Raw genomic sequence first — 14115 nt, forward strand, 5'->3', positions numbered from 1 at the left:
GTCACCCTGGCAGGGATGGAACGATCCCCGCGCGAGCGCGCGTTCACCGCGATCTACGACCGGCAGGTCCGGGGGATAGCGGCATGCCGCTGCGGCCAGGTGGACATCGAGGCCCTCCACGAGAACCTGATCACCGCCTTCTTCGACCACGCCCCCTGGGCCCCGTGGCCCGACCACACGGGCTGCACGCCCTTACGCGGCCCGTCGGACGAACAGGTCCGCCGCCTCCTCGACCAGGTGGCCGCGGGCCTGCCCGCACGCGATAGGCGCCTCTACGACCTGGTCTTCCGCCGGGGCGCCGACGCCCGGGAGATCGCCGAGACCTTCTGCGTCGACCTGCCCCGCGCCGGAACGCTCCTCCGCGCCCTCCGGTCGTCCCTGACGGCAGGCTTCCGCCTCCTGCTCCTGGCCCGGGAGACCCCCGAATGCGCCGGTCCGGTGCCGCAGGGGATCCTCACCCGATCGGCACGCCTCACTCTCGATCGGCATGTCCGCGTGTGCGATGAATGCGAGAAAACGGCAGAGGCGGCCATCCGGCCGTACCTCCCGGCGCTGGTGCCGGTCCTGCTGCCGGGGATGCGTGAGGAGATGCTGGCGAGAATCGCCCGCCCCTCACCGGGGCTCGGGCGGCTGCGGCAGCGGGCGAGCGCGGTCGTACTGGTGGTCGCGGCACTGGCCCTCCTGGCGGCCTGGGCCTCCGGCTCCGTCGCGGACGACGGGTGGGCGAGCGTCTACTTCCGGTAAGCGCCGAGTTCAGGCATTGGGTGAGCGCCGGGCTCAGACGTCAGTGAGCGCCTGGCTTAGCGGGCGCCCGAGCTCAGACGTCGAGTTCCAGCCGGGACAGCGGCTCGACCAGCTCCTCTTCCTCGTACGCCAAATGAGAGAGCAACGCCTCAGAGAGTGTCGCCACCTGGCGGCGGACCGTGTCGAGCCCCGACGGATCCGTCACCATCTCCACCAGCGCGGCGTCGAGCCCGGTCAGAACGTCGGCGATGATCTCGTGCTCGGCCTCCAGCCGCTCGATCACCGGCGCCAGCGACTCCTGGGCCGCCACCAGCCCCGGGAACATGTGGGCGTCCTCGATCGAGTGATGAACGGTCAGCACCCGGCAGTACGACGCGCAGAAACTCCCCAGCGTCCAGTAGTTCTGCCGCATGGTCAGCTCGTTGATCATCGACCGCACGGCCCCGGCTTCGGCCCGCCCGTCGGCGACCTGCTCCACGGCCTCCCCGATCCGGGCGAGCTCCTGCCGCAGATGGTTGTGGATGAGGACCAGCCGGTTGCCGATCTCCCGCTGCCGGGGAGACAGCGCGTGGAGGTCCCGCTTGGGCAACCGGGGCCGGGACGCGTCGTCGATGACGGAGGCCGTCGTGGGGGGCTTCATCGGCTCAGGATTCCCTCGTGCGCATAATGATGATCGTGCGGGGCGACGTCGAACCACACCTGATGCCCAAGATCGCCCATATTGGTTCAACGCTACCAAGAGAGCAGGTCAGGTCATGTCAGTGCTCGTCGCGTTCAGCGTCACCCCCATCGGCAAGGGCGAGGAGGTCGGCGAATACGTCGCCGAGGCCATCCGCGTCGTCCGCGCCTCGGGCCTGCCGAACCAGACGGACTCGATGTTCACCACGATCGAGGGCGAGACCTGGGACCAGGTCATGGCCGTCGTCCAGGCGGCGGTCGCGGCCGTGGAGGCGAGGTGCGACCGGGTCAGCCTGGTCCTGAAGGCCGACATCCGCACGGGAGAGCCGGGCCGCATGGCGGAGAAGGTGGCCTCCATCGAACGCCACCTGTCCTGACCGAAGTCAGGCGGACACCAGTTTCACCACGTCCAGGGCGCAGCCCCAACTCATGCTGACCCCCACGCCTCCGTGCCCGTAGTTGTGGATCAGCCGCCCCTCGTCGACCTGCTGCTCCTCCAGCCGGATCGACGGGCGCCCCGGCCGGAGCCCGACGTCCACCTTGATCACTCGGGCGTCGGCCAGCCGGGGCTCGACCTCGGCGCACCGCTTGATGATGTCGGCCGTCTGCCGATCATCCGGCTCCAGGCTCCAGTCACCCGATCGGGCGTTCCCGCCCAGCACCACGTGGTCCCCGTGCGGGAAGAAGCCCGTCCAGTCGTCGTCGGCGCCGCCCTCGTAGAAGAACTCGGTCAGTCCGGGGTTCTCGACGACCACGTGCTGACCGCGCACGGGGGTCACCGAGTCGTCGCAGGCCAGGGTTCCTCCGGCCACGCCCGCGCAGTTGATCACGATCGGTGCCACCGAGGTCGGCTGTTCCAGGGACGCCACCGTGCACACCTCGATGTCGCCGCCCGACTGGCACAGCCGGTCGACCAGGTAGTCGAGATAACAGGGCATGTCGGCGACGGGGCTGGTGATCCAGAAACCCGTCGGGAAACCCGCCAGTTCCTCGGGGGAGCACTCGGCGAAGCCGGGCAGGTCGCTCGCCCACGGAGGGGTCCCGGGGCCGAGCCGGGAGACCAGGCGCCCGCGCGCGGAGGTGACGCCGGTGTGCGGCCGGGCGGCGAGCTCGTTGAAGATCTCCAAGCCGGTCGTCTGCCACCGCACCGCGTCTTCGCGGGGTTCGGTCATCACGGGGCCGCCCAGCAGCGCTCCGGCGACGGCGGAGGTGGTCCGCCTGGGCAGTTCGGCCGTCCAGACGATCGTGCGGAGACCGGCCTCGTTCAAAGCGATCGCCGTTGTGAGGCCGACGACGCCTCCACCCACCACCACGACATCGGTCATCAGAAGAACTCCCTTTCGACAGCGGATCGATCGGGAACTTCCCGCAAAAAAGCTTCGCATGCGCAAAGTCCCGCCCCTCACGTCAAGGGGCGGGACAGTCGTGCCTTTCAGCGATCGGCCGGGGCGGCCAGCCGATCGGCTTCCCATTGGAGGGCCTCCACGAGGACGAGCTCCAAACGAAGATCCCCGTCCAGGAGGTTGTCCAGGACGTCCATTCGGGCCTCCCTTGCCAGAAGGACGCCCCAGGGGTCACTTCGGTTCACCTGATTGAACCGCCGTTCTCGATCGCGCGTATCCCCGAGCGTGCTGACTGTTTCGCGCCATGCCGCCCTTGCCGTCGCCGCCCTGGCCGTCGTGTCGCTGTCCGCCTGTTCGGGCGGCGACCCGGTCGCGGGAACGGCCTATCAGGAATCCGACCCGGCTCCGGTCGCGGCCGCCAAGGTGGACTCCGGGCCCGCCCCGACCGTCGAAGAACTCGCGGAGAAGGTCGGGTGCAAGGTGAAGATCCAGGTCGACGCCGAGGAGCTCCGTACCGGCGCCTGCTCGACCGCGGCCGGCGACTTCTTCGTGAACACCTTCGCCACCGAGAAGGGGAAGGACGCCTGGATGGACCAGGCGCCCGAGTACAACCCCCATCTCGTGGGCCGCTTGTGGACCGTGCTCGGGACCCGCGAGACCCTCGACAAGCTGCGGCCCGACCTCGGTGGTGACCTGCACCTCAGCGACCACCGGGTGACCCCGAAGGCGGTGGCGTCCTCCCCGGCCGCGTACTGAGATGATCTTGTGATTGAGTTCGGTGCGTGGAAATCCTCGTCCTTGCCCTGGTGGGGGTGGCGACGGGGATCGTGAGCACGGTCGTCTCCCTCGCGTCGATCGTCTCCTATCCCGCCCTGCTCGCCTTCGGGCTGCCGCCGCTGGCGGCCAACGTCACCAACACCGTCTCGCTCACGTTCACCGGGGTCGGGTCGGCGGTGGCGTCGCGGCCGGAGCTCAAGGGGCAGGCGCCGCTGGTGCTGCGCCTGCTGACGGCGACGGCGCTCGGCGGGGCCACCGGCGCCGCGCTGCTGCTGCTCACGCCGCCGAGGGCGTTCGAGCTGGTCGCGCCCGTGCTGGTCGCGGGCGCGTCGCTGGTGCTGCTGCGGGCGCCGAAATCGGCGGCGCTGTACGGGCGCAATCTCTGGATCGGGGTGTACGCCGTCTCGATCTACACCGGCTATTTCGGAGCCGCGGGCGGCGTGATCATGTTCGCCATCCTGGCGGCGGCGCTCGACCAGAGCCCGGCCCACGTGAACGCGGTCAAGAACGTCATCGCCATGGGCTCCAACGGGGTCGCGGCCCTCGGCTTCATCCTGTTCGGACCGGTGCGCTGGGACGTCGTCGTGCCGCTCGCGATCGGGATGATCATCGGCGGCTGGATCGGGCCCTTCATCGCCCGGCGGCTGCCCGGCCAGTCGCTGCGGATCCTGACCGCCGTGGCGGGGCTGGTCGTGGCGGTCAAGCTCGCGTTCGACACCTACACCTGACCGCCACCTGACCGCCACGCACCATCATTTCCTAGAGCGTCCGCCGGGCCATCAGCGTCGACATCGCCGTCAGCTCGGCCGCCGCGCGGGGTTCCAGGTCCGCCTCGGCCAGGTGACCTGCGGCCCGCGCGAGCAGGCCGTCGGCGCTCTCGCGGCACCAGTCGCGGCCACCGGCCCGCTCCACCAGCTCGGCAGCCCTGGCCAGCTCGGCCTCCGACAGGACGGCCTCCGACCGGTAGATCTCGGCCAGTTCCACGCCCTCCCCGGTCGCGGACGTGAGCGCGGCCACCACCGGAAGCGACTTCTTGCGGTTGGCCAGATCGGAGAACACCGGCTTGCCGGTCACCGCCGGGTCGCCCCAGATGCCGAGCAGGTCGTCGGCGAGCTGGAACGCCAGCCCCAGCTCGGCGCCGAAGGCCCGCAGGTGCTCGATCGCCCTCGCGTCGGCGCCCCCGTAGAGGGCACCCAGCGCGCAGGCGCACGAGATCAGCGCACCGGTCTTCGACCCGGCCATCCGCATGCACTCGGACAGGGTGACGTCGGCCCGCTCCTCGAACCCGACGTCGGCGCTCTGGCCGTCGAGCAGGTCGAGGACCGTGGCGTTGAGCAGCCGGGCGCCCTCGTGGGCCAGCGGATGCCCGCTCTCGGCCAGCCGGGCGAACGCCAGCGACACCAGGGCGTCGCCGGCCAGGATCGCCTGGCTCACCCCGAACACCCGCCACGCCGTCGGCCGGTGACGCCGGGTCGCGTCGCCGTCCATCACGTCGTCGTGCAGGAGCGAGAAGTCGTGGACGAGCTCGACCGCCACCGCGGCCGGAAGCGCCCCCTCGGCCGTGCCGCCCGCCGCCTCGGCGGCCAGCAGGGCCAGCGCCGGCCGCACCGACTTGCCGGAACCGTTGGTGATCGGACGGCCCCGCTCGTCCCACCAGCCCATGTGGTAGCCGGAGATGTGCCGCATCGAGGCGGGCAGTGAGTCGACCGCCTCCCGGATCGCGGGCTGGGCCAGTTCGCGGCTCCAGGTCAGTAGTTCGGCGACGTCGCGAGCCCCCGTCTCGGTCGTCGTCATCGGTGTCCTAGCTCCACGTTCTCCAGGACGCCGAGCGCGTCGGGGATCAGGATCGCGGCCGAGTAGTAGGCGCTGACCAGGTAGTTGATCACCGCCTTGTCGTCGATGCCCATGAACCGCACGTTCAGGCCGGGCTGGTATTCGTCGGGGATGCCGGTCTGGTGCAGGCCCACCACACCCTGGTTGTCCTCGCCCAGGCGCATCGCCATGATCGAGGTGGTGCGGGACTCGCTGATCGGCAGCTTGTTGCACGGCAGGATCGGCACCCCGCGCCAGGCCGTCAGGCGAGCGCCCTCGACCTCCACATTGGTCGGGTAGATGCCGCGCTTGGTGCACTCGCGACCGAAGGCGGCGATGGCCTGGGGGTGGGCCACGAAATACTGGGTCTTGCGGCGGCGGCAGAGCAGGTCGTCCATGTCGTCGGGGGTGGGCGGGCCCGACCGCGACTGGAGCCGCTGCTTCAGGTCGGCGTTGGCGAGCAGGCCGAACTCGCGGTTGTTGACGATCTCGTGTTCCTGGCGTTCGCGCAGCGCCTCGATCGTGAGCCGGAGCTGCTGCTCGACCTGGTCCATCGGGTCGTTGTAGAGGTCGGCCACCCGGGAGTGCACCCGGAGCACGGTCTGGGCGACGCTCAGTTCGTATTCGCGGGGCGAGGTCTCGTAGTCGACGAAGGTGCCGGGAAGCGCGGCCTCGCCGTGGTGGCCGGCCGCGAGGGCGATCTCCGCCTGTCCGTGCCGGTCCTGTGGTTTCTCCGGGCTGCTCCGGTACGCCTCCACATGCGCCCGCAGCGTCTCGAAGCGGTCGGCCATCTCCTCGAACGCGCGCCGGTCGAGCGTCAGCACCGTGCCCGCCGTCGTGGCCTTCACGGTGAAGTCCCACGTGCCGGGGGCGAGCAGGGCGTGGTCGCCGACGTGGTCGCCGTCGCCGAGGAGGCCGAGCGCGGTCTCGCCGCCGTAGGCGCCGGTGCCGACCTTGGTGAGCTTGCCGTGGGCGACCAGGATCACCTCGTCGGCCTGGGCGCCCTCTCCGGCGATGACGTCACCGGCGGCGAAGTCGCGCTGGACGAAACGGCCCGCGAGGGCGTCGAGCGCCTCGGGGTCGTCGAAGCCGCGCAGGAGGGGGAGTTCGGTGAGCTCGGCCGGGATGACCCTGACCTGGCCCGACTGGACGGTGAAGGTGACCCGGCCGTCGCCGACGGCGTAGGACAGGCGGCGGTTGACGCGGTAGGCGCCGCCGGAGACCTGGACCCAGGGGAGGACCTTGAGCAGCCAGCGGCTGCTGATGCCCTGCATCTGGGGGACGGTCTTGGTGGTGGTGGCCAGTTTTCTGGCCGCCGCCGTGCCCAGGCTCAGTTGATCGTTCACGCCACTCCCTTGCTGAAGGTAAACAAAAAGGGCGGCCCGAGGAATTCACGCACGGGCCGCCCTGGGGGAACCATTTGTTAATGACCGACTTCGACGTTCTCCAGAATTCCGAGGGCGTCGGGGACGAGGATCGCGGCCGAATAGTAGGCGCTCACCAGATATTTGATGATGGCCTTCTCATCGATGCCCATGAATCGCACGGACAGGGACGGCTGGTATTCGTCGGGGATGCCGACCTGGTGGAGGCCGACGATCCCCTGCTTCTCCTCGCCGAGCCGCACGACCATCATCGAAGAGGTGCGGGTCTCGGTCACCGGGATCTTGTTGCAGGGCAGGATCGGCACCCCGCGCCACGACGGGAAGTGGTGGCCCCCGACGTCGACGCTGGTGGGGTAGACGCCCCGAGCGCTGCACTCGCGCCCGAAGGCCGCGATGGCGAGGGGGTGCGCCAGGATGTACGACGGCTCCCGCCACACCAGCGACAGCAGTTCGTCGACGTCGTCGGGGGTCGGGGGGCCCGACCGGGTGTGGGTGCGCTGCTTGAGGTCGGCGTTGGCGAGCAGGCCGAACTCGCGGTTGTTGACGATCTCGTGCTCTTGGCGTTCGCGCAGCGCCTCGATGGTCAGGCGGAGCTGCTGCTCGATCTGGTCCATCGGGTCGTTGTAGAGGTCGGCCACCCGGGAGTGCACCCGGAGGACCGTCTGGGCGACGCTGAGTTCGTATTCGCGGGGTGAGGTCTCGTAGTCGACGAAGGTGCCCGGCAGGGCGGTCTCGCCGTGGTGGCCGGAGGACAGCTCGATGGCGTGCTCGCCGTATTCGTCCTGCGGGCGGCCGGAACCGGCCTGGTAGGACTCGACGTGGGCGCGCAGCGCGTCGGACTGGTCGACGAGCCGCTCGAACTCGCCGCGGGGGAGGGTCAGCACGGTCCCGGCCGTGGTGGCCTTGACCGTGAAGTCCCAGGTGCCGGGGGCCAGCAGCGTGTGGTCGCCGATGTGGTCGCCGTCGGCCAGCAGGCCCAGGGCGACCTGGTCGCCGTAGGGGCCGGTGCCGATCTTGGTCAGCTTGCCGTGGGCCACGAGGATCACGTGGTCGGCCGGCTGCCCCGCCTCCACGAGGACGTCGCCCGCCGAGAACTCGCGCTGGGTGAAGCGCTCGGAGAGCGCGGTCAGGGTGTCGGGGTCGTCGAAACCCCGGAGCAGGGGGAGTTCGGTGAGCTCGGCCGGGATGACCCTGACCTGGCCCGACTGGACGGTGAAGGTCACGCGGCCGTCGCCGACGGCGTAGGACAGGCGGCGGTTGACGCGGTAGGCGCCGCCCGAGACCTGGACCCAGGGGAGGACCTTGAGCAGCCAGCGGCTGCTGATGCCCTGCATCTGGGGGACGGTCTTGGTGGTGGTGGCCAGTTTTCTGGCCGCCGCCGTGCCCAGGCTCAATTGCTCGTTCTCAACGGTCAACTCGACTCCTGTTCCTGCGGCGAAGCAAAACAATTCAGGGGGCCCGCGCGAGAAACCTCATTGGGCTGGCCGAACGGATCAATAATGCAGGGGCGATCTTTGAAGTGTCAATTACGAGTTTGCATTCGGATGACTCGACCACAAAATAGGGAAATGGTCGGTGATTATCCGTAGTGGGTCCGTTACCCGATTTGGTAGATTCTTCCCGTGTTAACCTCTGAAAGGGCCGCGTCTGTGGGGTCGGGGCCCGGTAGGAGGCGAGGGCCGTGCAGCAGCGTGCACTGGCGACCCGTGAACGGCTGCTCCGCGCGGCCGCCGAGATCTTCGCGGCCAACGGGTACGCCGGGACCAGCCTGACCGAGATCCACGAGCGGGCCGGGGTGACCAAGGGAGCGATCTACTTCCACTACCCGAACAAAGAGTCGGTGGCCGAGGCGATCGTCGAGCGGCAGCTCGAACGGTGGCCCGCCCTCGTCAGGCGCTTCTGCAACGAGGAGTCCGACCCGGTCGTGATCGTGGTCGCGCTGACCTTCGCGATCACCAGGGCGTTCCGCGACGAGCCCGTCATGCGCGCGGGGGCGCGGCTGGCCCTCGACCGCAACGTCGGCGCCTGGGAGATCGCGTTCACCGAGGTGCTGGAGGCGGCCGGCCGGGCCGGTGAGCTCGCCGAGGGCGTCTCGCCCGAGGAGGCCGCGCGCGTCGTGGTGAGCTCGTTCTTCGGCGTCTTCCAGGTCAGCGACACGATGGGCCGCGCCGACACCGAGGAGCGGCTGCGCGAGATGTGGCGCGTCGTGCTGTTCGGCATCCAGGCCGAACCCTCGCCCCGGGCCACCGTGCGCCGGGCCGAGGCCCTCGCCCTCACCTGACGGACAGGTTCTCCTGTCCCCCCTTCAGTTCGCCCCGAGTCGGCCCTATAAAAATACATTCCGGTCGGTTTTTTTCGGGGACGTCAACCGCTGAAGGGGCCGTCATGGAACGGATCGGCACGCTGGCGAAAGCCATGGTCGTCCTGCGCACTCTCGCGACGTCACCAGACCCGGTCAGTCTGACCAGCCTGGCACGCCAGGTCCAGATGCCCAAGTCGACGGTGCACCGATTACTCGCCGCCCTGGAGGCGGACGACCTCGTCGGGCGTACCGGAGCCGACTACCGCGTGGCCGCCACGCTGCGGACCTACGCCCAGCCCGAGCGGGTCAGGCAGTTCCAGTGGCTGCGCCGGATGGCCACCCCCCACCTGCTGGAGCTGTACGAGACCACCCGCCAGATCGTCTCGATCGCGGTCCTGACCGACCGCCAGGCCGAGTACGTGATGACCCTCTACCCGCGCACCCACTCCAAGGCCCTGTGGCGCACGGCCGAGCTCGCGCCCCTCCACTGCACGGCGGCCGGGAAGGTCCTGCTGGCCTACCAGGGCGCCCCGGCCGACCCCCGGATGCCGCTGCGCCGCCACACCGACCGCACCATCACCGACCCCGGCGTGCTCGAACGCCAGCTCGCGGTGATCCGCCGGCAGGGGGTGGCGTGGTGCGTCGAGGAGTACGTCCAGGGCCTGAGCGCGATCGCCGTCCCGGTGCTGGGGGTGCCGAACTTCGGCGTGGTGGCTGTGGGCGTCTCGGGACCGATCACGCTGCTCCAGACCGGGCCGCCGGAGACGGCGGTCCGCCGCGCGGGTCACGAACTCGCGGTGACGCTGAGAACGGCCCGGCTCGCGGGCTGAACCGGCATAGATGCCATTTGTTCCAATATTTGGAACCAGTCGTGGCATCGCGGGAATCGACCGTCCTACGCTCACGGTCCCAGAGCACGCACCCCCTCAGTCCGAGGAGCGCCCATGCCTCCGCAGCGGATCTGCGCCGCGATTCCGCACCCCCGGCTCCTGTCCGGGCTCGCCCCGAACCCCCCGCGCGGCCGGGCATCCGCGCGGCCGGGCGGGCCCGGCCAGGACGGTCCCGCGCCCGACCCGCGGGACACCCGGGTGATCGACGCGGGCACCGACGAGATCTACTACGGGCCCGTGCTGCGGCGGGCCATCCAGCGGGCCACGCTGCGGCTGGCCCGGCTGCCCGAGGGGCTGCTGATGCTGGCCGCGCCCTCGACGGCCGAGGTGATCATCACCTACCTGGCCGCGCTGCGCTCGGGGCGTCCGGTGGCGCCGGTGGATCCACGGCTCGTCCGCTCCCGCGCGGGCGAACTCGTGGCCCGGTTCGCGCCGGCCGTCCTGCTCGGGGCGCCGGGGGCACCACCGCCCGGATATCGGGCCGACGGGCGCGCCTGGGTGCGCACGGACCCCGGCGCCCCGGTCCACCCGGACCTGGCGGTGGTGCTCCTGGACGGGCCCGGCGGGATGCGGCTGTCCCGCCGGGCCGTACAGGCCGAGGGGGCGGCGGTGGCGCGGGCGCTGCGCATCCGCTCCGGCGACGCGACGCTGACCAGCCCGCCGCTGTTCACCGGCGCCGGTCTCGCGCTGCTCAACGCCAACCTCGCGGCCGGGGCGGCCGTCGTCGCCGCCGAGGGCTCGGTGGCCGACGCGGAGTTCTGGGACGCCGCGGAACGCTGGGCGTGCGGGTCGTTCGCCGCCTCGCCGCGCGTCTTCGCGCTGCTGCACCGCCTCGGCTGGGCGCCGGTCCGGCACCGTTCGCTGCGCACCCTCACCATGATCGGCGGCGCCCCGCCCGAGGGATTCGCCTCCCTCCTGTACGGCATCGCCGCCACCCCGCCCGGCCACGCGCGCCCCGGCTCGGTCGGCCCTGCGCTGCCCGGCGGGGCGCTGTCCATCGTGGGCGGCGAGGTCGTCTACGAGGGCGACACCGTCGGCATGGGCTCGGTCCGCTCGGCGGCCGACCTGGCGAGGGGCGACGACTTACGCGGCGTCCTGCGCACCGGCGAACGCGGCCGCCTCGACGCCGACGGCTACCTCCATCTCGCCCGCGACCACGACTACGGCACCCTGTTCGACGCCGTCGTCCTGGACCCGGGCGCCTGACCGGACGGTCCGTGCGCGCAGGGGGAGCATCCCACCCACTCCTCTGACTGGTCGCGCGCGCGGGCCGTCCCGTTCACGTCAGCAGGCGGACCAGATCGACCCGCGACCGGATGTCGAGTTTCGCGAAGATGTTCCGCAGGTGGTGTTCCACGGTGCGCGGGCTCAAATACAACTGGGCCGCGACCTCCCGATTGGTGGCGCCGTCGGCGACCATTCTGGCGATCTGGAACTGCTGGGCCGTCAATTCTTCGGCCGCCTTCGGCCGGGTCGTCCGTACCGCTTCTCCGGCCGCGCGCAATTCACTGCGCGCCTGGTCGACCCACAGCCTCGCCCCGTATCGCTCGAACGTGTCGAGCGCGCTGTACAGGTGCTCCCTCGCGGCGCCCGGACGGCGGTCCCTGCGCAGAGCGGAGCCGTACAACAACTCGGTTCTGGCCGTTTCGAACTCGGAGAAGCCCTGATGGTGCAGGTCGAGCGCGGTGCGGAACAACTCGTCGGCCTCGCCGGGCGCGGCGAGGAGGGCGCGGCAGCGTACGGCGAGCGCGCGGCGGTCGGGGCTGCCGGTGCTGTCGGCCCAGCGTTCGAAGACGCGCAGGGCGCGGGTGGCCTGGTTCCGCTCGCCGGTGCGGGCCGCCGCCTCGACGAAATGCGGGGTCGCGGTGACCTGGACGACCAGATGGGTGTTGCGCACGTCGGCCCGCGCGGTCGGCCGCAACCGCTGCACCGCCGCCGCCGGGCGGCCCGACGCCAGGTCGATCTGGGCCAGCGCCCAGTTGCCCAGCGCGCCCGCGACGCTCACCCCGTGGGCCCCGGCGAGTTCGATCGCGGCGCGGGCCCGCGTCTGGACGGTCTCCTCGTCGCCCTGCACGGCGGCCATCAGCGACAGCCAGCCGAGGTGCTGCCCGGCGCTGCCGCGCTGGCCGGTCTCCTGCGCCAAGCGCAGGCCCTCCGAGGCGTTGGCGGCGGCCGAGGCGAACCGGCCGAGCCAGTACTCGCTGTTGATCGCGAACTCCAGCACCTGCGGCACGGTCGCCACCGCGCCCAGCGCGCGGGCCGTCTCGACCGCCCGGGTGGACAGGCGGAACGCCTGCGCGTCGTCGCCCAGCATGAGGCTCGACACCGCCGCCCAGACCAGCACCGAAGGGCTGTGCACCAGCGGCGCCAGCTCGACGACCCGGCGCAGCGGGCCCTGCGCCTCGGCGTGGCGGCCACGGAACGACTCGGCCATGCCGGTCAGATATTCGAACATCAGCCGGATCGCGGGCGGGTCGTCGTCGCGCCGCAGGGTCAGCGCGTCGCGGGCGATGACGACGAAGCGCTGGTGGTCTCCGGCGAGATAGCTGGCCTCCGCGGCGCGCACCAGCGCCCTGACCGCCATCGCGCGGTCGCGTTCGAGCAGGGAGGCGGCGACCGCGAGGAGCTCGTCGCGGGCGAAGCTGGTCTCGCCGCCGCGTAACTCCAGCCTGGCCCTGATGCTCTCGGCCTGCTGGCGCAGCTCGGCCGAGATGGTGCCGCTGCGCAGCCGGTCGAGCAGGGCGTGCGCGCGGTGCGGGCGGCCTTCGAGCCGGGCATATTGCGCGGCGGCGGCCAGCCGGGTCGCCTTCGTGTCGCTCCGGGTGCTCAGTTCGGCGGCACGCTCGTAGGCGAGCGACAGCTCCGGGAACGGGCACGGCGCGCCGGTCGCGGTGGCGGCGGCCTCCAGCTCGTCGGCCAGTTCCTCGGGCGGGCCGTCGAGGGCGGCGGCCCGGTGCCAGGCTCGCCGGAGCCGGTGGTGGGCCAGTGCCCCGGCGAGCGATCGGTGGGCGGCGCGGCGGGCCAGCAGCGACGCGTTGTGGTAGACGACCGGACCGGCCGCCGGGTCGCGGAACCGGAACCGCTCGCCGGTGACCTCGACGACCCCCGCCCGCTCGGCCGCCTCCAGCGCCGTGAACGGGTCGCCGTCGAACGCTTTCACCAGCGCGGCGGTGTCGACGCGGGGATCGGCGGCCAGCAGCAGGAGCAGGTCCCGCGTCGGGCCGGGCAGGTCCTCGATCTGGTCGGTGTACGCCCGCCACAACCGCCCCTCGCGCGGCAGCGTCGCCGGAGGGGCGGCCGTCCCGGCGAGCTGCTCGGGCGTGAGGGCGAGGGCGAGTTCGGTGAGGGCCAGCGGGTTGCCCCGGGCGATCTGGTCGAGCGCGGCCCGCAGCTCGTCGGGGACGCCGCCGCTGACCAGGTCGTCGGTGAGCTCGTGGGCGGCCTTCTCGTCGAGGCATTCGAGCGCCCTGACGGGCACCGCGCCGGCCCAGACGTCGGCCCGCGCGCCGAGCAGCAGCGCCACCGGTTCGCCGGCCAGGCGCCGGGCGGCGAACAGCAGCGCCTCGCGGCTGGGCGCGTCGAGGTGGTGCAGGTCGTCGACGACCGCGACCACCGGCCGGTCGGCCGCCGCCAGCGACAGCAGCGTGAGCACGGCGGCCGGGACGACCAGCCGCCCCGTCGGCGCCCCCAGGTCGAGCGCCTCGGTCAGCGCCTCGCCCTGGGCCTTCGGCAGCGCGGCCAGCCGGTCCTGGATCGGGCGCAGCAGGCCGTGCAGCCCGGCGTACGGAAGGTCGCTCTCGCAGGCCACCCCACGCGCCCGCAGGATCAGCAGGTCGGCGGCCTCGGCGGCGCAGAGGTCGAGCAGCGCCGACTTGCCCGTCCCGGCCGCGCCGGTGAGCAGCAGGGCGCCCCCCGACCCGGCCCTCGCCCCGGCGAGCAACCCCCGCAGGGCGGTCAGCTCGGCGTCGCGGCCCCGCAGGTGCGGGAGCCCGGAGGCGGGTGAGGCGGGGAGGGCTGACATCACCCCAGTGTTACGGCCACGTGAAGCGGCTGAAAGGGGGATATGAAAGGAATGTGTTGACTTGTTCTGACACCCGTCTCCACCTGCGGTGAGACTTTCCATGACGGGCGAAGACTGGTGATTCCACCGATGCGCGACAGGGCCGCCGCTGCCAAGACTCTGC

General features: G+C 71.5%; 13 protein-coding genes. 7 read left to right on the forward strand and 6 right to left on the reverse strand.

Annotated features, from left to right (window positions below; genetic code table 11):
• Positions 1-15 precede the first annotated feature (15 nt).
• Positions 16-744 (forward strand): hypothetical protein, encoded by a 729-nt coding sequence (locus ACYQ78_RS06455; protein ID WP_459799784.1) that lies wholly within the window; start codon positions 16-18, stop codon positions 742-744.
• A 73-nt stretch (positions 745-817) separates the two neighbouring features.
• On the opposite strand, the gene ACYQ78_RS06460 is transcribed toward ACYQ78_RS06455, so the two are convergent.
• Positions 818-1384: a hemerythrin domain-containing protein gene (locus ACYQ78_RS06460; RefSeq protein WP_459799785.1), complete on the reverse strand. Its 567-nt coding sequence runs from the start codon at positions 1382-1384 to the stop codon at positions 818-820.
• 115 nt (positions 1385-1499) lie between these two features.
• Here ACYQ78_RS06460 and ACYQ78_RS06465 point away from each other — a divergent pair, with 115 nt between their 5' ends.
• A complete protein-coding gene (locus tag ACYQ78_RS06465) occupies positions 1500-1799 on the forward strand; it encodes an MTH1187 family thiamine-binding protein (RefSeq protein ID WP_459799786.1) in 300 nt (99 codons plus the stop codon).
• 6 nt (positions 1800-1805) lie between these two features.
• Here ACYQ78_RS06465 and ACYQ78_RS06470 read toward each other — a convergent pair whose 3' ends face one another.
• On the reverse strand, positions 1806-2747 hold the full coding sequence (locus tag ACYQ78_RS06470; RefSeq protein ID WP_459799787.1) for an FAD-dependent oxidoreductase: 942 nt from the start codon (positions 2745-2747) through the stop codon (positions 1806-1808).
• Between the two features lie 303 nt (positions 2748-3050).
• Here ACYQ78_RS06470 and ACYQ78_RS06475 point away from each other — a divergent pair, with 303 nt between their 5' ends.
• Positions 3051-3521 carry a hypothetical protein gene (locus ACYQ78_RS06475; protein ID WP_459799788.1) on the forward strand — a complete coding sequence of 157 codons (471 nt, stop codon included), beginning with the start codon at positions 3051-3053 and terminating at the stop codon, positions 3519-3521.
• A gap of 26 nt (positions 3522-3547) precedes the next feature.
• On the forward strand, positions 3548-4270 hold the full coding sequence (locus ACYQ78_RS06480; protein ID WP_459799789.1) for a sulfite exporter TauE/SafE family protein: 723 nt from the start codon (positions 3548-3550) through the stop codon (positions 4268-4270).
• 31 nt (positions 4271-4301) lie between these two features.
• Here ACYQ78_RS06480 and ACYQ78_RS06485 read toward each other — a convergent pair whose 3' ends face one another.
• The 3 genes from ACYQ78_RS06485 to ACYQ78_RS06495 all read right to left on the reverse strand — a co-directional run bounded on the left by ACYQ78_RS06485 (position 4302) and on the right by ACYQ78_RS06495 (position 8154).
• Entirely contained in the window at positions 4302-5336 is a 1035-nt protein-coding gene (locus ACYQ78_RS06485; RefSeq protein ID WP_459799790.1) for a family 2 encapsulin nanocompartment cargo protein polyprenyl transferase, read from the reverse strand.
• The gene (locus ACYQ78_RS06490; protein ID WP_459799791.1) at positions 5333-6700 is read right to left on the reverse strand and encodes a family 2B encapsulin nanocompartment shell protein; all 1368 of its coding nucleotides are present in this window, start codon (positions 6698-6700) and stop codon (positions 5333-5335) included. Before ACYQ78_RS06490 ends, ACYQ78_RS06485 begins: the two co-directional genes overlap by 4 nt.
• A gap of 77 nt (positions 6701-6777) precedes the next feature.
• A complete protein-coding gene (locus tag ACYQ78_RS06495) occupies positions 6778-8154 on the reverse strand; it encodes a family 2B encapsulin nanocompartment shell protein (protein ID WP_459799792.1) in 1377 nt (458 codons plus the stop codon).
• A 266-nt stretch (positions 8155-8420) separates the two neighbouring features.
• Between ACYQ78_RS06495 and ACYQ78_RS06500 the strand changes: the two genes are divergently transcribed.
• The 3 genes from ACYQ78_RS06500 (at position 8421) to ACYQ78_RS06510 (ending at position 11137) form a co-directional block, all read left to right on the forward strand.
• Positions 8421-9020 (forward strand): ScbR family autoregulator-binding transcription factor, encoded by a 600-nt coding sequence (locus ACYQ78_RS06500; RefSeq protein ID WP_459799793.1) that lies wholly within the window; start codon positions 8421-8423, stop codon positions 9018-9020.
• Positions 9021-9124: 104 nt separating this feature from the next.
• Complete coding sequence (locus tag ACYQ78_RS06505; protein ID WP_459799794.1) at positions 9125-9871, forward strand: IclR family transcriptional regulator; 747 nt, start codon at positions 9125-9127, stop codon at positions 9869-9871.
• Positions 9872-9985: 114 nt separating this feature from the next.
• Complete coding sequence (locus ACYQ78_RS06510) at positions 9986-11137, forward strand: acyl-CoA synthetase family protein (RefSeq protein WP_459799795.1); 1152 nt, start codon at positions 9986-9988, stop codon at positions 11135-11137.
• A 73-nt stretch (positions 11138-11210) separates the two neighbouring features.
• Here the strand turns inward: ACYQ78_RS06510 and ACYQ78_RS06515 are convergent, their stop codons facing one another.
• Positions 11211-13952: a helix-turn-helix transcriptional regulator gene (locus ACYQ78_RS06515; protein ID WP_459799796.1), complete on the reverse strand. Its 2742-nt coding sequence runs from the start codon at positions 13950-13952 to the stop codon at positions 11211-11213.
• Positions 13953-14115 lie beyond the last annotated feature (163 nt).

Source organism: Herbidospora sp. RD11066, assembly GCF_054661255.1.